Origin of the sequence: Algoriphagus sp. oki45, from assembly GCF_036245605.1 — a bacterium.
In the GTDB taxonomy this organism is placed as follows: domain Bacteria; phylum Bacteroidota; class Bacteroidia; order Cytophagales; family Cyclobacteriaceae; genus Algoriphagus.
The window spans coordinates 1,026,089-1,042,107 of sequence record NZ_BTPC01000001.1; the positions used below are offsets into that span (position 1 = coordinate 1,026,089).

The window sequence follows — 16,019 nt, forward strand, 5'->3', positions numbered from 1 at the left end:
ACTCCCATCACTTTTTGTAACCACATCAGGCAAAAATTATTTGACTCTCAAATTCAGCAATATCCCTACCAAAACCAAAGCCATACCCACATAAGACATCACCTGGAATGTTTCTCCGAAGAAAAAGAATCCGAAAATCAGCGCATAGACTATTCCCAGATAGCTCAAACTGGAAACCTTGGCTACATTGGCATTTTGATAAGCCAAAGTCATAAAATACTGGGCAGTCTGGGTACAGATACCAATCCAGAGTAACCAAATCCAATCCCAGCCCACTGGCTGAACCCAAGTAAAGAAACTGACCACACCCGCTACAGGAAGTGTCACCAGAGGAAAATAGAAGATAATGACCAATGGGTGTTCTGTATTTTTCAGCTTTCGGATCACATTGTAGGCCATTCCTGAAAACAAAGCCGAGGTAATTCCAATCCCCGCATAGAATAGATTGACCCGGGTATCGAAGCCCTGCAAAACCAATACTCCGGCGAAAGAAAGTGCGAAAAAGAGAAACTGAATGGGTTTGACCCGCTCTTTCAAAAAATAAACTCCCAAAATCGATGTGAAAATCGGAGACAAGTATTGCATGGTCACCGCACTGGCAAGAGGGATTTTTTGAAGGGTGTAAAAAAAGGAAATCAATCCAATTGACCCCACCACTCCCCGAAGGACCAGCATGGGTTTATTGTTTCCAAAAACATAAACACCCTGTTTTTTTAGCACCAAATAGCTAAAAATCAAACTGAAGATAGACCGGAAAAGGATAATCTCAATCGCAGGTATATGAGGGATAAATTTGACCGAGACATTCATCAAGGCAAAAAATATCCCTGCAAGAAGCATGGATTGGACACTGTTGATCTTCAAAACTTCATTCGGATAGGGTGACTTGCATAGACAAAGCTACGAGAAGGAAGAAAAGTTCTAGTCGCAAAATTTTATTCGGCAAAAACCAAAGATGAATGAACTGGGTTAGATTTGAAAAAAAGAAAAACCATGGCTTTGAAAAAAGGCACCACCGCCCCTGATTTTACTTTACCCGCTACCTCTGACCAAACCATCACGCTCTCCAAAGATTTGAAGGGAAAAGCTGTGGTCTTATATTTTTACCCCAAAGATTTCACTCCGGGCTGTACTGCCGAGGCTTGTGAATTCCGGGATCAGTTTGAGGGATTCAGAGATCTTGACATCCCCATTTTCGGTATCAGCCGGGACGATATTCCCACTCATGAAAAGTTCAAGAAAGCTCATCGTTTACCTTTCGATTTGCTTTCTGACAGTTCTGGAAAGGTTTGTAAAGTTTACGATGCTTTAATTCCATTGATCAAAATGCCAAAACGGGTAACTTATCTTTTGGATGAAAATCATCAGATCGCGGGAGTTTTCGAAGGATTGTTTGAAAATAAAGCTCACGCTCAGTCCATGCTGAAGCTTCTGGAAAAATAAGAAGCTCAGACAATCAGACCGTCTTTCATCTGAACTTTTCGGTCTGCCATTTCTGCCAATTCCTCATTGTGCGTCACGATTACAAAAGCCTGCTTCAATTCATCGCGGAGTTGGAAAAACAGCTGATGCAAACCTTTGGCATTGGCGGTATCCAGATTCCCACTCGGTTCGTCAGCAAAGACTACTGCTGGACTATTGATCAAGGCTCTGGCTACGGCTACCCTTTGTTGCTCGCCTCCGGAAAGCTCGGAAGGTTTATGGTCAAGCCGACCGCTGATTCCCAGGATTTCGGCCAGTTCTTTGGCTTTCTTCAGCAAATCCGATTCCTTGGCACCTAGGATAAAACCGGGGATTTGAATATTTTCCAGCGCGGTAAATTCAGGAAGCAGATTATGAAACTGAAAGATGAAACCAATCTTTTCATTTCGGAATCTTGCCAAAGAATCGCCTTTCAGCTTGAGAAGATTCTTACCTTCCATTTCCAAGCTTCCTTGGTCAGGCTGATCCAATGTCCCTATAATATGGAGAAGCGTACTTTTCCCGGCACCCGAAGAACCGACAATCGAAACAATCTCTGAGGATGAAATTTCCAGACTTACTCCTTTCAATACATGGAGGCTTCCATAGGATTTATGGATTCCTTTGGCAATCAGCATACTATTATTTTTTGGGCTTTTAAAAGTAAAACAAATCCCTCAAATCCAGTAGCTAACGGCCTTTTTTACCAAAAATTGAAAAAAGTCGGTTTGATTTATCGCAGTCATCCCCTTATCTTCGGGCAAAAATTTTCAGAGGATGAACATTCACGAATATCAGGCAAAAGAAGTACTCAAAGGATATGGAGTGAGAATTCAGGAAGGCATAGTCGCTGATAGCCCTGAAGCCGCCCACGAAGCAGCAGTCAAACTTAATGCGCAAACCGGTACTTCCTGGTACGTGATCAAGGCTCAGATCCACGCCGGAGGCCGTGGAAAAGGCAAAGTGCAGGAGACCGGCTCCAACGGAGTAGTCTTGGCCAAAAAACTCGAAGATGTAAAAGAAAAGGCAGCGGCCATTTTGGGAGGCACATTGGTGACTATCCAGACTGGTGCTGAAGGCAAAAAAGTCAATAAGGTCTTGATCGCTGAGGATGTGTATTATCCAGGTGCTTCTGAGCCAAAAGAATATTACATGTCCATCCTTTTGGACAGAGCCACAGGATCCAATGTGATCATGGCTTCTACTGAAGGCGGAATGGACATCGAAGAGGTTGCTGAAAAGCACCCTGAGAAAATCATCAAAGAATGGATCGATCCAAAAGTAGGTCTTCAAGGATTCCAGGCTAGAAAGGTTGCTTTCAAACTGGGCTTGAGTGGAACTGCTCACAAAGAAATGGTGAAGTTTATCACCTCCCTTTACAATGCCTACGTAGGAACAGACTCTTCTCAGTTTGAAATCAATCCGGTGTTGAAGACTTCCGACGACAAGATCTTGGCAGTAGATGCCAAAGTAAACTTGGACGACAATGCATTGTATCGTCAGCCTAAATTGGCTGAATTGAGAGATTTGGCAGAAGAGGATCCTTTGGAAGTGGAAGCTGGCAAGTCTGGTTTGAACTACGTGAAATTGGACGGAAACGTAGGTTGTATGGTAAACGGAGCCGGTTTGGCGATGGCGACCATGGATATGATCAAGCTTTCCGGTGGTGAACCTGCCAATTTCCTCGACGTAGGTGGAGGAGCCAACGCCACTACGGTAGAAGCTGGCTTCCGAATCATCCTTCAGGATCCAAACGTAAAAGCAATCCTGATCAACGTATTCGGTGGAATCGTAAGATGTGACAGAATTGCAAACGGAGTTGTTGAAGCTTACAAATCTATTGGCGATATTCGTGTGCCGATTATCGTAAGACTTCAGGGAACCAATGCGGAAGAAGGTGCTAAAATCATTGACGAATCCGGATTGAAAGTATTCTCCGCAATCACTTTGAAAGAAGCAGCAGAGCGTGTAAAGGCCGCTTTGGAAGCAAAATAAAGAAAGTACGCAGCCGTAGTTCAACTGGATAGAATATCGGATTTCGGCTCCGAGGGTTGAGGGTTCGAATCCTTCCGGCTGTACTTGGAAAGCTCAGATGAAAGTCTGGGCTTTCTTATTTTAAAATTGACATGAAGGCTTAAAGGCAGGAAGGATATGACATTTGGCTAAAAATTCACCTCATCCTTTTTAGAAACATTGCGATTATCCTTTCATTTTTTTAGGATTTTGGCGGGAATCAAAAAAATCAGTGATGTAGATAAATTCACCCTCTACCCTGTAAATAATCTTAAAAGTACCTTCAATTAATCTTCTATGACCTTTCTTTAGGTGTACTAAATATTCTTCATGTTGCCCCAAATCAGGATTCTTATCCAGGCTATCTGCCTTATCCAAAAGTTGATTTCTGATCTCAAATACTTTTTCAAGAGGTATTCTTTGAACATTTAATAAAAACTGCAAGGAATCCTCAAGGCTTAGTAAGGATTGTTCAGTATGGATTATCTTCATTGACCTAGCTTGGCCTCAAGGATTTTTTCTAACTCTTTTCTGGAATACAACCTGCCTGCTTGGATATCCTCTTCAGCTTTTAAAGCTCTAGAGGTAAGTAGGTCCTTAAGAACCGGATTCAAACTGGACTTTACCAACAAGGTTTTGATCGACTCTAAGAGCTGAAAATCATCCTCATTCTCAATTAATGTTTTCAATTCCTCCTTTATTCTTGGCTCTTTCATATGTTTTAAATTTTTTCAGTCAGATAAAATGCCTCTCATAATCATTCCCATGCTTGAAAAGTCTCCTCATTGGCATTTCATGTTATTTTAAAGATAGGCAATTTAAATTTTGATTCTAGCTAAATAAATAGGCTTGAAAACTTAGATTTATTCAGTCGCAAAGGTTGAAGATTCGAATCATTCCGGCTGTACTTAGAAAGCTCAGATGAAAGTCTGGGCTTTTTTTGTTCCACTTCAAAGAAACATAGAAAAAGGTGAAGAATTTGGGCCACAAAGCTCAAAGGTTGGAAGAAGTTATCGTGAAATTTATTTCTGTGAAAAAAGAAGAAAAGGACTTCAACAGTGAAGTCCCTTTTCTTGGATTACTGTCTTTTCCCCGGCTGATACCTCTCCTCCGCTCTTTTCTCCACATCTTCCCGATAGAAAGCAGCCTCTTTGAAGTTGGTATCTGCATAACGCTGGGCTTGGTCAAAGAAGTGAGGAGAATTCGGATCTGAACTTTGCCCGCCTGCCAGGATGGTTTTGGCTTTGACTTTTTCTCCAAACTCGACCACGGCTACAAAGCTGTTTCCCCGGTAGCCATAGAGTCGCTTGGTTCCTTCGAAAGCTCTCGCACCATAGGCAGCCAATGCTCCCCAGTTACCTGAGGCATAGCCTACGGGAATGTAAGGCTGGCTGTCGTCATATTTCAGGTCGATATCTCCACTTAATCTCTGGAATCGGTTGATCTCACCCCAAGGGGTATTCCAGGTTCCGAAGTCCGCATCCATCTGAGCGATGGTTTCCTCCAATACTTCCAAGATTTGTTTGGCATCCGGAGCTTTTACATTGGAAGGATTTATAAAGCGATTCATGCTTCTGAATCTCCGCTGGTAATTTTCCCCATAGAAATGAGCTAGAGACATCGGAACCGAGTTCAAACCTGCTCTGTAATCCCACGATGTCAACATATCCACTACCTCTTTCAGGTTTTCTTTTCCTTTTCCAGCAGCCAGAAGTGCACCTTGCAGTTCAGGAATCAAATATTCAAATGCAGGCAAATACGGATCGTGCGCTAAGGCCAAAAAGCTATCCAGATTCAGTTTTTCGACATTCTGAAGCACTTTGACCGCATGGATTCCCCGGAAATTTTCCTGATCGGGCGCCATGTAGTTGGGATAATTTTCCGCCTTGGGACTGAATTCACCAGCAGCAGTAAAAGGAGTGGAATTGCAATTTTGAATCCAGCCATTTTCCGGGTTGAGAATCAGAATACTTTCATCTACTGTATGCAAACCTTGCCAGTCGGTCGCCGGATCACTTCCATCTACAGGTCTGGAAAAGTCAAATTGAGAATTTCTTTTTGGGATGAAATTCCCGTGGAAGTAAGCAATGTTTCCTTCCGCATCTGCAAAAACCGTATTGTTGGAGGAATTCGTACGAATATTCATCATTTCTTTGAATTCCGCATAGTTATTCAGCTTGGTTCGGGTATAGCTTTGAATCAGGGCATTGACTGGATCCCAGTTGATTTTTGTGGCCACCCAACCATTTTCGGCTTTGTGGGTAATCGGCCCGTGATGGGTTCGGTAGATAGTGAAAGACTTACTTTTCAGCTCCTCACCTTCCTTGTACTTCAGAGTGATTTCCTGTGTCTTGATCTCTCGCTTTTCACCTCCATAGTTGTAAAAAAGCATCCCATCTTCCTCCAAAATCTCCTCTTCAAACTCATCAATGAAATCCACAAAAGTGGAGGTATGAATCCAGCCCGTTTTCTCATTGAATCCCTGATACACAAAAAACTGCCCCCAGGTCACTGCGCCATAGGCATTTAGGCCTTCTTCAGACACGACATGGACCTCTGGGCGGAAATAGAAAGAGGTATGTGGATTGATCAGCAGCATGGAATTGCCGGTCTCGGATAGAGAAGGAGCTATCGCAATTCCATTGGAACCTTGAGGTTCCTCCAAAAATCGGGAATCAAACGCTTCCTGATCCCAAGAAGCCAAGGCTTTGTCTTCTTCATAAAAAGCCTTCAATCGCTGAGTAGATATCCGCTCAATATCACCGCCTATCGAGCCTTCGAAAAAGAACAGAGGCATCCAAGGCTCATATCTGGTAATGACTTGAGGAGTGACCTCAGGGTGGGTGTGCAAATAATAATTAATCCCATCGGCAAAGGCTTTGCAGAGCGTTTTTAACCAATCCGGAGCTTTTTCATAGGCAGCTTTGGCTTCAGCCTCTGTCATGTACAGATTTGCCCGTACATCGGAGTAGATGGCCTCTTCTCCTTCCAGTTCAGCCAAACGACTAATCGCCCAAATGTAGTTTCGCTCCACTTTTCTGAAATCATCCTCACATTGGGCATACAGAAGCCCGAAAACCGCATCCGCATCTGTTTTCCCATAGATATGTGGCACACCAAAATCATCCCGGATAATTTCTACCTGTTCGGCTTGAGCTTCCCAACGGGTGATTTCAGGATTGGATTCTTGGGTTTGACAGGAAAAAAAGGCCAAAGAGGCCAAAATCAATAGTAAGTTTTTCATGGGTGATGGTTTCTAATCAAAAGACAAATAAGGCAAAAAGCCGCAATCTCAAAACGAATATCTTATCGGTGGTCTTGGTATTTATTGGGCAGAAACTTCTGCTTAAGGTTCAAAATATATTCTTCAGGAATAGACTTACTTTCCTCAAATGCCTTCAAATTTTCCTTCAATTGCTCAGGTTTGCTGGCCCCTAAGACCATCATTCCTACGGCTTTTTCATTCAGTGAATAGCTGATCAAAACAGCCTCTGGAGAAAACCCTGAAGAATGAATCTCTTTTTTTATTTCTTCGACTTTTTCCTTGGTAAGGTCCAAGAAACCTGCCGTTGGCTTATCCAGCAAAATCCCTTTGGTCATCCCTCCTCTCACTAAAACCCGAGTTTGAGCCTTTTCCAAGAGTGGAAAAATCTCCTCCTCAGGCCTACGGTCCAAGGGCGAATATTGCATCATGATTGTCGCAGGAGGATTCATTCCCATCACTTTTCGGATCACATTTGGACGGATAGAGGAAATCCCAAAAGCACGGATTTTACCCTGATTTTTCAGGATTTCAAATGCCTCCAAAGTAGTTTCCCATGGGTCTTCTATAGTTCCCCCGTGGAGCTGATAGAGGTCGATATAATCGGTTTTTAATCTTTGAAGTGATTTTTCAACAGCTTCTTGAATATAAGATTTGGAAGGATTCCAAGTCCAGGATTTTCCATCGGGATTCATTTGATTTCCCACCTTGGTAGCCAAAATCACATGATCTCTTCTCCCCTGAAGGAACTTTCCCAAATTTGACTCATTTCTTCCGGCCTGATAAAGATCTGCCGTATCAAAAAAACGAATTCCCCCTAGCCACGCTTCTTCGAGTATTTTCTCCGCCTCCGAAAAACGCTCAGGCAAAGACATACAGCCCAAACCGATCGGAAAATTGCTAAGTGAAAAAGAAATAGAATCGGATTCCATGAGCTTATTATAATCAACCATTGAAAAACAGATTTAAGTTAACCAACCTTCAAAAATCTGTCTATAAAATCCTCTTCAAATTTTCAATTTCTGGGATGATATGCTGGAAGAATGGCTATTTTTGGGGCGCTTAAAACCTATACCATGAAAAAAATTGCGGTTTTTACCTCAGGGGGAGATGCACCGGGAATGAACGCGTGCATTCGTGCTGTGGTACGCACAGGAATCTATAAAGGGCTTGAAGTCTATGGGATTAACCGGGGCTACGAAGGGATGATTGAAGGAGATATCAAGAGGCTCTATTCCCATTCGGTGAGCAATATAGTCCAAAGAGGAGGCACCATGCTCAAATCTGCCCGCTCGGAGGAATTCCGTACTCCGGAAGGCAGGAAAAAGGCCTATGAAAATCTGAGATCTTTGGGAATAGAAGGTCTTGTAGCAATCGGTGGAGACGGTACTTTTACCGGTGCAAAGCTGTTTTTTGAAGAATTTGGAATTCCTACTGTGGGTTGTCCCGGTACCATCGACAACGATATCTATGGAACCGACTACACCATCGGATTTGATACGGCAGTAAACACCGCTTTGGAAGCTATCGACAAAATCAGAGATACAGCTGCTGCCCACGACCGGATCTTTTTCATTGAAGTGATGGGACGTGATGCCGGTTTTATTGCTGTAGAGTCAGGAATCGGAGGTGGTGCCGAATTTGTCATGGTGCCTGAAACCCAAACAGATCTGAAATCTGTGGTCAAATCCCTGAAGAATCTCCGCAAAACAAAAACCTCCAGTATCATTGTTGTAGCAGAGGGTGATGACTTGGGCAATGCCGAAGAAATCATGCAAAAGGTTAAAACTGCAATAAAGGATCCTGACAAGGAATTTAAGGTAACCACTCTTGGGCATATTCAAAGAGGCGGAAAGCCAACCGCTCGTGATCGGGTCTTGGCGAGCCGCTGTGGAATGGCAGCAGTGGAAGGTTTGCTTAATGGAAAAACCAATTGCATGGCAGGAGTGATGAATCAGCAAGTCGTCTACACCTCATTTGGAGATTGCATCGGCAAACCCAAGCCTTTGATCGAGGACCATTTAAAACTAATTGATATTCTAAGCATCTGATATGGGATTTATTCCTCTTTTTCTGACGATGGGTGGAGCTTTGCTGCTTTTTTTCCTTACGGTGAAAACTACCATGCAGCGAAAGCTCAATTTACAGAACGACCTCTTTGAGCGATTGGCGGAAGCACATCCTGATCTGGGTTTGGAAAAAAATCAAATCCCTGAACCTTCCCTGATATTGGAAAAGTGGAAAAAGGCAGGATCAGATGAAAAGATTTCCGATTCCAGCCTTCAGCTCATTCGAGAGCTTAAGGTCAATCGGCATCAATACAACCAATTGATAAAAAAAGCTCCCTACAATTGGGTAGCCAAGCTGAGTGGATTTAGGCCCATCTGATCCTCAATCCAAGCAAATATTTCCGACTCTTGATCGGGATGAAACCATCGGATAGCCTCATCTCTTCTAAACCAGGTCAATTGACGCTTCGCATACCTTCTGCTGTTTCGTTTCAATAAACGGACAGCCTCTTCCCGATCATACTTGCCTTCAAAAAATCCGAAAATCTCGGAATATCCCACGGTCTGCAATGCATTCAGATTTCGGAACTCAAAAAGTGCTTCTACTTCTTCAAAAAGTCCTTCATTGATCATTTGATCCATCCGAAAATCGATCCTTTGATAGAGTTCTTTCCGGTCACGGTTTAGACCGATTTTCAGGGTTTGGAAAGGCCTTTTGACTTTTGATTTCTTTCTGAAACTGCTAAACTTCCCTCCTGTTCCTCTTATTACCTCCAGTGCTCTCATTAAGCGTTGGGGGTTTTGTCGGTCGACTATAGAAAAATATTCAGGGTCCAATCTCGAGATTTGCTCCTGCAGCCATTCTAAGCCTTTCTTTTGGTATTCCTTGATGATTTGATCCCGAATTTCAGGATCTACGGATGGAATCTCATCCATTCCCTCGGTAAGTGCATCCGCAAATAGGCCCGAACCTCCTGTAACGATGACCACATTTTTTCTCTCAAAAAGCCCCCCAAGAATCTTCAATGCATCCGTTTCAAACTTCCTGACATCATATTCCTCATGGATGGAGAGACTATCAATCAGATGATGATTTACCTCACTGAGCTCCTCTCTCGAGGGTTTTGCTGTTCCGAGATTCATCTCCCGGTAAAATTGCCTGCTGTCGCAAGAAATTATTTCGGTCTCAAATTTTTTGGCTAGTTTTATACAAAGAGCGGTTTTGCCCACAGCCGTAGGACCGACTACCAGAATAAGGAATTTTTTGTCAGACAAGTCGAGGAAAAGAAGTGATACTGGCAAAAATCCAAACTTAAGCTATGAAAAGCAAAAAGATATTAATTGTAGAGGACAACGATCTCAACAGGAAGCTTTTCGAAAACCTCATTGGTCAGCTTCACACCTATGAATCTGCAAAAAACGGACTGGAAGCCCTCGAAAAGTCCGTTCAATCTGAGTTTGACCTCATTTTGATGGACGTTCAGATGCCTCAAATGGATGGGTTTACAGCATTGAAGGAGTTGAAATCACAGGCTCATCAAAATTGTCCGATAGTAGCTGTGACCGCCTATGCAGAAGAAAGTGAGCGGGGAAGTTTTCTGGAGCAAGGCTTTGACGACCTGATTACCAAGCCTATTCGACCAAGGGAATTTTTGGAGACCATACAAATGCATCTTTCACGGGAAATCCCCAACAAAAAGCATCCATTAAAATCAGAAAGCGGGCAAATATTGGATATGGGGATCATTGAGCAGCTATTTAAATACAATTCAAAAAGCACCTTAAAGAAGGTTTTTGAAGATTTTCTCCATGAGTGTAGCCAATCCTTACAACTCCTCCAGAATCCGGCAGCAGATCCTGAGGAGGTTTTGGCGAGCCTGCATACGCTCAAAGGAAACTCCGGAACTCTGGGTGCTCAGCGCATATTCTCAGTTTGTCAAAACGGTGAGGCAGAATTGCGATCCAAATCCAACTTTCAGACAAAACAACTTAGGGAAAACCTGGAAAATGAAATGAAGGAATTCAATCGATTTTTAAATCAACAAACTATTTTTGAATCATGAGTAAAAACAAAAAAGTACTCGTAGGTGAAGACAGCTCGATCATCATCAACCTAACCAAAAATGTTCTGGCTTTTGAAAATTATGAAATGAAGTCAGCCCGAAATGGTCAATTGGTCTTGGATTTATTGGAAAAGGAGGATTTTGACCTAATTCTCCTCGATATCACGATGCCTGTAATGGACGGAGTCGAATGCATTCAAAAAATCCGAGCTTTGGATGACATCCATAAAAAGTCCCTTCCGGTGATTGCCATCAGTGGAAATGTGAACAATCTATCCCCTGAGCAGTTCCGAAAATTGGGTTTTGATGACTTCATTCAAAAGCCGCTGGATTATGATCAGGTTTTGGCAACGGTAAAAAAACACCTGAGTTAAGCTTCATGGCAGTCAAATACACCAAACACTTTTTGGACAAACTGGAAAACCTTTTTTCCTCTTCAGAATATATCCTGAGATATGAAAAGGGGAACTTCAAATCCGGCTATTGCCTGCTCAAAGACACCCGGATTGTGATTATCAATAAGTATTTCCCTTTGGAAGGAAAAATAAATGCCTTGATCGATATCCTTGGAGAGCTTCAATTTGACCCCAAAGATTTTAAAGACAAAAGCAGTCAGGATTTTCTGATTGAACTCCAACAAACTACACTCAAGTTTTGAAAATAACCTTTCTAGGAACAGGCACCTCCCAAGGCGTACCGGTGATTACCTGCGACTGTGCAGTGTGCACTTCCTTGGATTATAGAGATAAGCGTTTCAGAACCTCCCTCCATATTGAGCATCAGGGAACCTCCTTGGTGATCGACACTGGTCCGGATTTTCGGATGCAGATGATTCGGGAGGGGATCAAAAGTCTCGATGCGGTACTTTTCACCCACGAGCACAAGGACCATACGGCAGGATTGGATGATATTCGACCCTATAATTTCCGGCAAAAAAAGAGTATGCCTGTTTTTGGAAGAAAAGCTGTTTTGGAACAAATTCAAAGGGAATATTCCTACATCTTCAGCGCTCAAAAATATCCCGGGGTACCCCAAGTAGATTGTGTAGAAATCGATGAAAATCCTTTTCATTTCAACGGAACAGAAATCACCCCTATCCCCGTACTCCACTACAAATTACCTGTGTTGGGATTCCGCATCGGAGATTTCTCCTACATCACCGATGCGAATTTTATCCCGGAAAGCTCTTTTAAATTGTTGGAAGGCACAGAGATTCTTGTCCTTAATGCTCTCCAAAAAGAGTCACATATTTCCCATTTCACCTTGGATGAAGCCATAATTCACGCTCAAAGAATAGGTGCCAAAAACACCTATTTCACCCACATTTCCCATAAGCTTGGACTTCACGCTGAGATCAACCGGCAGCTACCGGAAGGAATCAAACTAGCATACGATGGATTGACACTAAATCTCTCTTGATGCATCTGAATTATCATTTTCTGAGATTTCTTTGCCCTGCCTTGGAAAAAGAATTCAAGGGAGGAATTATCACTTCCTGCTTTTCCCAAAGCAAGGATGAGCTGATTTTGGAAATATCCAATCAGGACGACATCCGATATGTCCAAGCCCATTTATTGCCACCGGATATTTATTTAAGCTTTCCAGTGCAGTTTCAGCGGGCAAAAAGGAACAGCATTGATCTGTTTTCGGAGTTATTGGGAGACCGGATTGAAGGCGTGAAGGTGATGGATTTCGAGAGAGCCTTTTATTTTCTGTTGGAATCCGGGAAAAAGTTGGTTTTCAAACTCCATGGCAATCGAAGTAATGTGCTTCTATATCATGAAAAAGTCGGCCCTCCCCAGCTTCTGTTCCGGAATGAGATTTCGGAAGACAAGGATTTAAGCTTCGAAGACCTATTCAATCCTTTGGATATCAGCTGGGAGCGATTTAAATCTATTGAAGGAAATGCGAGTCAATTTCTCCCCACTTTAGGCCCTGAGCCAAGAAGATGGCTCAAAGAAAAAGGCTATCCTGAATTGAGTCTGGAAGAAAAATGGAAATGGATGCTGGAAGTTTTGGACCTTTTGGACAGTCCTCTTTTTTGCTTGGTCGAGGAGCAAGACCAAGTCAAACTTACCCTATTGCCCACAGAAAACCCCTTAAAAACCTTCGCTGACCCAATTGAAGCAGTCAATGAGCTCTTTTATCTGGCACTAGTAAGAGGGAATTTCAATAAAGACAAAAATCGAATACTGAAGAATCTTCAGGAACAAATCAAAAGGACTGAAAACTACCTTCAGAAATCCCGTGAGAAACTAAGTGAGCTTGCAGGCTCTCCTCCTCCTTCCCAGCTGGCTGATGTCATCATGGCCAATCTACATCAGTTTTTCTCAGGGCAAACCGAGGCAGAACTGGATAATTTTTATACTGGTGAAAAAGTATGGGTAAAGCTCAAACCCAATCAAAAGCCCCAAGACCTGGCCGAATCACTCTACCGAAAATCGAAAAATCGCCAGCTGGAAATTGATCAAATCGAAAAAACCTTAGCAGCCAAGGAGAAGCAACTGGAGGAATTGACTCAAAAATGGGATGAATTGGAATCTATCGAGGAATTCAAAGGATTGAAATCCTACAAAAAGGAACTGAACAAATCCGAGCAATCCAACCCGAAAAATACCGGGTTTCCCTTCAAAATTTTTGAATTTGAAGGATATACTATTTGGGTGGGAAAATCAGCCAAGGACAATGATGAAATGCTTCGCGGGTACATCCACAAAGATGATTTGTGGCTTCATGCCAGACAAGCAGCAGGGTCCCATGTAATCATTAGAACCAAAGGGATGCCCAAAATCCCAAATCCTGTTTTGGAAAGAGCAGCAGGATTGGCAGCCTACTATTCTAAGCTAAAGAATGAAAGCTTAGCCCCTGTGATATATACTGAGGCCAAATTTGTAAGAAAAGTAAAGGGATCACCAGCGGGTGCTGTCATGGTGGACAAAGAAAAAGTCTTGATGGTAGCACCAAAGGGACCGGATGCAGATGTGGCAAAGGGAAATTGAGCTGAGCAAGACTAATTTCTGAGCAAAGGAGGGCCTAAACTGATTTTTTTGAATCCCTTAAAAAGAATTACAGTTCCGACTATTCCTGTAGCACCGCCAACATACAGTAGAGCTTCTCCTAACTCCGGCTCGGTTCCCAAAAGCTGTCCACCGATAATGGTCACAGTATATCCCAAAGTGGCTACCAAAATCCCTGTTTTAAGCTGACTCTGTGACTGATGTAGATTGAGCTGAACTTGATAGAGCTCTTGATCCATTTTGATCATGGCCTGCTTCAGTGAGTCATACGAGACTTGGTTCAATGTCTGGGAAAAAGTCGGATGGAAAAAAAAGAAACCAAGAATACCGATTAAAAAGAGTCGTTTTTTCATGGGTAATTATTGATTGATCCAGGATTTAAACTCATTCACCCGCTCACGGGCTACTACAATTGCGTCTTCAGACCTTGCTTTGAGAGAAAGGACTAATCTTCCATTTTGGTAAGGTTTCATTTCGATCAGATTGTCAAGGTTGATTATCATGGACCGGTTGATGCGATAGTATTTTTGTGGGTCAAGCAACTCATTTTCAAGCTCATTGAGTGAATAATCGACCACAAATTTTTGGGAAGTACCTGTCTCCACCAAAAATGTAACCCCACCGTCCGCATAGAAATAAGCTACCTCTTCGGAATTAACAAACACCAGCTTACTACGCAACTTGGTCAAGAAACGCTTCTTGTAGGTCTTTGGAGAATAATGCTCAATGAATTTATCAAAAAAGTTAGCGGGCAAGGCATTTGGTTCGCCTGAAATCACAAATTTTTCTGCTTTGTCAAAAGCCCTAAGCAAACGATCCTCCTGAATGGGTTTGAGGACATAATCGATGCAATTATGCTCAAATGACTGAAGCGCATATTCATCGTAGGCAGTGATAAAAATAATTGGAATGGAAATTTCTCTGTTTTGAAATGCAGTAAAACTCAATCCATCAGCTAAATGAATATCACAGAGGATCAAATCAAATTCCAAAGGACCCGCAAGAACCTGTTTAAGCTCCGCTACACTTTGCACAGCTTCTTGTATCTTCCAATCCGGCCTTTCCTTCTGAATTATTGAAACGATCCTAGCTTGGGCTAAGGGTTCGTCTTCTACGAGCAATATCTTTTTTGTCATCGATTAGAGGCAGTTCAACTTGAAAATAATCCGATTCATCCAAAATTTTGATTTCCTGATTTAGAAACCTATATCTGTCGGATATGTTTTGAAGTCCAATGCCTGTAGAGACCTCAACCGCCTTTTTGGGTTGTTTTTTGTTAAAAATTTTAAGAATTCCATCCTCACAAAACACCCTTACTTCCAAAGGCTCCTTTCTGGTAAAGTAATTGTGTTTCACGACGTTCTCTACTAAAAGTTGAAGTACCGCAGGAGGAATCATTGAATCCTTGCATTCTTTTTTGATTTCCAGAGAAAATTTTAGAGAATCTTCAAATCGAATACTTAGCAGCTCGAGATATTTCTCTAAAAATGAAATTTCTTCCTGAAGCGAAACCAATTCGCTGCTCCTATTTTTAAGGATGTATCGGTAGATTTCACTGAGTTTTTGCAAATACTGATCGGCAAGTTTTACATCCTGATGAATCAAAACCGAGAGGGCGCTAAGGTTATTAAAAAAGAAATGAGGATTGAGTTGAGAATTGACCGACTCATATCTTGCCTCCGAGTTTAAGGTCTTTAGCTTTTCGGACTCCACAGCTTTCTCCTTCAACTTTTCGCTGAAAAAATAAATTGCATTGAGGCAATTAAGAAAAAGATTGATCCTTGAACTGTAAGCCGCTGTCAAAAGGAAGTTTTGAAAGGAAAAGGAAAAAGGACCGCCCAGGATCAACCCAGAAATTTCAGAAGAAATCAAGGATAGGGCCAACACCAGCACCAATGAAAACAGAAACTGTACTATCAGCGGGTGTATTTTTTCAAACCGTTCTGAAAATTTACTTTGAACCCACCGATTGATCAACCAAACAGATAGGGTTAACGCAAGGATTAAAAGAAAAAGTGGAAGAGCGTCCAGTTTAGCTGCGTATAGTCGATCACCGTCGAGAAAATATATGTTCAGAAAGGAATAGATTCCTAACAAACTGGCAAACAAATAACTCAATCGGTGACTAAACATGGCTCTATCCCTTCTTTTCCTTGAGCACTTTATTTTTTGAAACAAGGGGACAGCAAACCTG

Annotated in this window: 19 protein-coding genes and 1 tRNA gene; 10 read left to right on the forward strand and 10 right to left on the reverse strand. The window is 42.3% G+C overall.

The genetic code is table 11. The annotated features are described in order from the left end of the window. Window positions 1-36: 36 nt before the first annotated feature. A complete protein-coding gene (locus tag AAA942_RS04455) occupies window positions 37-840 on the reverse strand; it encodes a DMT family transporter (protein ID WP_338220022.1) in 804 nt (267 codons plus the stop codon). Window positions 841-993: 153 nt separating this feature from the next. Between AAA942_RS04455 and AAA942_RS04460 the strand changes: the two genes are divergently transcribed. Next, window positions 994-1,443: a peroxiredoxin gene (locus AAA942_RS04460; protein ID WP_338219032.1), complete on the forward strand. Its 450-nt coding sequence runs from the start codon at window positions 994-996 to the stop codon at window positions 1,441-1,443. Between the two features lie 5 nt (window positions 1,444-1,448). Here AAA942_RS04460 and AAA942_RS04465 read toward each other — a convergent pair whose 3' ends face one another. Further along, on the reverse strand, window positions 1,449-2,099 hold the full coding sequence (locus tag AAA942_RS04465) for an ABC transporter ATP-binding protein (RefSeq protein WP_338219033.1): 651 nt from the start codon (window positions 2,097-2,099) through the stop codon (window positions 1,449-1,451). Window positions 2,100-2,238: 139 nt separating this feature from the next. Here AAA942_RS04465 and sucC point away from each other — a divergent pair, with 139 nt between their 5' ends. Both sucC and AAA942_RS04475 read left to right on the forward strand, forming a co-directional pair. Continuing rightward, window positions 2,239-3,456, forward strand: coding sequence for an ADP-forming succinate--CoA ligase subunit beta (sucC, locus tag AAA942_RS04470; protein ID WP_338219034.1), 1,218 nt, complete (start codon window positions 2,239-2,241; stop codon window positions 3,454-3,456). 9 nt (window positions 3,457-3,465) lie between these two features. Continuing rightward, a tRNA-Arg gene (locus tag AAA942_RS04475) sits at window positions 3,466-3,539 on the forward strand. Window positions 3,540-3,660: 121 nt separating this feature from the next. Here AAA942_RS04475 and AAA942_RS04480 read toward each other — a convergent pair. The 4 genes from AAA942_RS04480 to AAA942_RS04495 form a co-directional block, all read right to left on the reverse strand. Beyond that, window positions 3,661-3,966: a type II toxin-antitoxin system RelE/ParE family toxin gene (locus AAA942_RS04480; RefSeq protein WP_338219035.1), complete on the reverse strand. Its 306-nt coding sequence runs from the start codon at window positions 3,964-3,966 to the stop codon at window positions 3,661-3,663. Continuing rightward, on the reverse strand, window positions 3,963-4,190 hold the full coding sequence (locus tag AAA942_RS04485) for a hypothetical protein (protein ID WP_338219036.1): 228 nt from the start codon (window positions 4,188-4,190) through the stop codon (window positions 3,963-3,965). Before AAA942_RS04485 ends, AAA942_RS04480 begins: the two co-directional genes overlap by 4 nt. A gap of 362 nt (window positions 4,191-4,552) precedes the next feature. Beyond that, window positions 4,553-6,718, reverse strand: a complete 2,166-nt coding sequence (locus AAA942_RS04490) for a penicillin acylase family protein (RefSeq protein ID WP_338219037.1) — start codon at window positions 6,716-6,718, stop codon at window positions 4,553-4,555. Window positions 6,719-6,780: 62 nt separating this feature from the next. After that, window positions 6,781-7,689 carry an aldo/keto reductase gene (locus tag AAA942_RS04495; RefSeq protein ID WP_338219038.1) on the reverse strand — a complete coding sequence of 303 codons (909 nt, stop codon included), beginning with the start codon at window positions 7,687-7,689 and terminating at the stop codon, window positions 6,781-6,783. Between the two features lie 123 nt (window positions 7,690-7,812). Here AAA942_RS04495 and pfkA point away from each other — a divergent pair, with 123 nt between their 5' ends. After that, entirely contained in the window at window positions 7,813-8,787 is a 975-nt protein-coding gene (gene pfkA, locus AAA942_RS04500; RefSeq protein ID WP_338219039.1) for a 6-phosphofructokinase, read from the forward strand. Between the two features lies 1 nt (window position 8,788). After that, window positions 8,789-9,124: a hypothetical protein gene (locus AAA942_RS04505; protein WP_338219040.1), complete on the forward strand. Its 336-nt coding sequence runs from the start codon at window positions 8,789-8,791 to the stop codon at window positions 9,122-9,124. On the opposite strand, the gene miaA is transcribed toward AAA942_RS04505, so the two are convergent. After that, a complete protein-coding gene (gene miaA, locus AAA942_RS04510) occupies window positions 9,082-10,047 on the reverse strand; it encodes a tRNA (adenosine(37)-N6)-dimethylallyltransferase MiaA (RefSeq protein ID WP_338219041.1) in 966 nt (321 codons plus the stop codon). The genes AAA942_RS04505 and miaA overlap by 43 nt on opposite strands. A 17-nt stretch (window positions 10,048-10,064) precedes the next feature. On the opposite strand from miaA, the gene AAA942_RS04515 reads away from it, so the two are divergent. From AAA942_RS04515 to AAA942_RS04535, 5 genes are read left to right on the forward strand one after another with little or no spacing between them, the layout of a single operon-like run. After that, window positions 10,065-10,808 (forward strand): response regulator, encoded by a 744-nt coding sequence (locus AAA942_RS04515; RefSeq protein ID WP_338219042.1) that lies wholly within the window; start codon window positions 10,065-10,067, stop codon window positions 10,806-10,808. Continuing rightward, window positions 10,805-11,182: a response regulator gene (locus AAA942_RS04520; RefSeq protein ID WP_338219043.1), complete on the forward strand. Its 378-nt coding sequence runs from the start codon at window positions 10,805-10,807 to the stop codon at window positions 11,180-11,182. Before AAA942_RS04515 ends, AAA942_RS04520 begins: the two co-directional genes overlap by 4 nt. 5 nt (window positions 11,183-11,187) lie before the next feature. Then, on the forward strand, window positions 11,188-11,466 hold the full coding sequence (locus AAA942_RS04525) for a hypothetical protein (protein ID WP_338219044.1): 279 nt from the start codon (window positions 11,188-11,190) through the stop codon (window positions 11,464-11,466). Beyond that, window positions 11,463-12,227 carry an MBL fold metallo-hydrolase gene (locus AAA942_RS04530; RefSeq protein WP_338219045.1) on the forward strand — a complete coding sequence of 255 codons (765 nt, stop codon included), beginning with the start codon at window positions 11,463-11,465 and terminating at the stop codon, window positions 12,225-12,227. The genes AAA942_RS04525 and AAA942_RS04530 overlap by 4 nt, the downstream gene beginning before the upstream one ends. Further along, window positions 12,227-13,807: an NFACT RNA binding domain-containing protein gene (locus AAA942_RS04535; protein WP_338219046.1), complete on the forward strand. Its 1,581-nt coding sequence runs from the start codon at window positions 12,227-12,229 to the stop codon at window positions 13,805-13,807. Before AAA942_RS04530 ends, AAA942_RS04535 begins: the two co-directional genes overlap by 1 nt. Before the next feature lie 11 nt (window positions 13,808-13,818). Here the strand turns inward: AAA942_RS04535 and AAA942_RS04540 are convergent, their stop codons facing one another. From AAA942_RS04540 to AAA942_RS04550, 3 genes are read right to left on the reverse strand one after another with little or no spacing between them, the layout of a single operon-like run. Next, a complete protein-coding gene (locus AAA942_RS04540) occupies window positions 13,819-14,178 on the reverse strand; it encodes a hypothetical protein (RefSeq protein ID WP_338219047.1) in 360 nt (119 codons plus the stop codon). Window positions 14,179-14,184: 6 nt separating this feature from the next. Beyond that, complete coding sequence (locus AAA942_RS04545; RefSeq protein WP_338219048.1) at window positions 14,185-14,961, reverse strand: LytR/AlgR family response regulator transcription factor; 777 nt, start codon at window positions 14,959-14,961, stop codon at window positions 14,185-14,187. After that, complete coding sequence (locus AAA942_RS04550) at window positions 14,912-15,958, reverse strand: sensor histidine kinase (protein ID WP_338219049.1); 1,047 nt, start codon at window positions 15,956-15,958, stop codon at window positions 14,912-14,914. Before AAA942_RS04550 ends, AAA942_RS04545 begins: the two co-directional genes overlap by 50 nt. Between the last annotated feature and the right edge of the window lie 61 nt (window positions 15,959-16,019).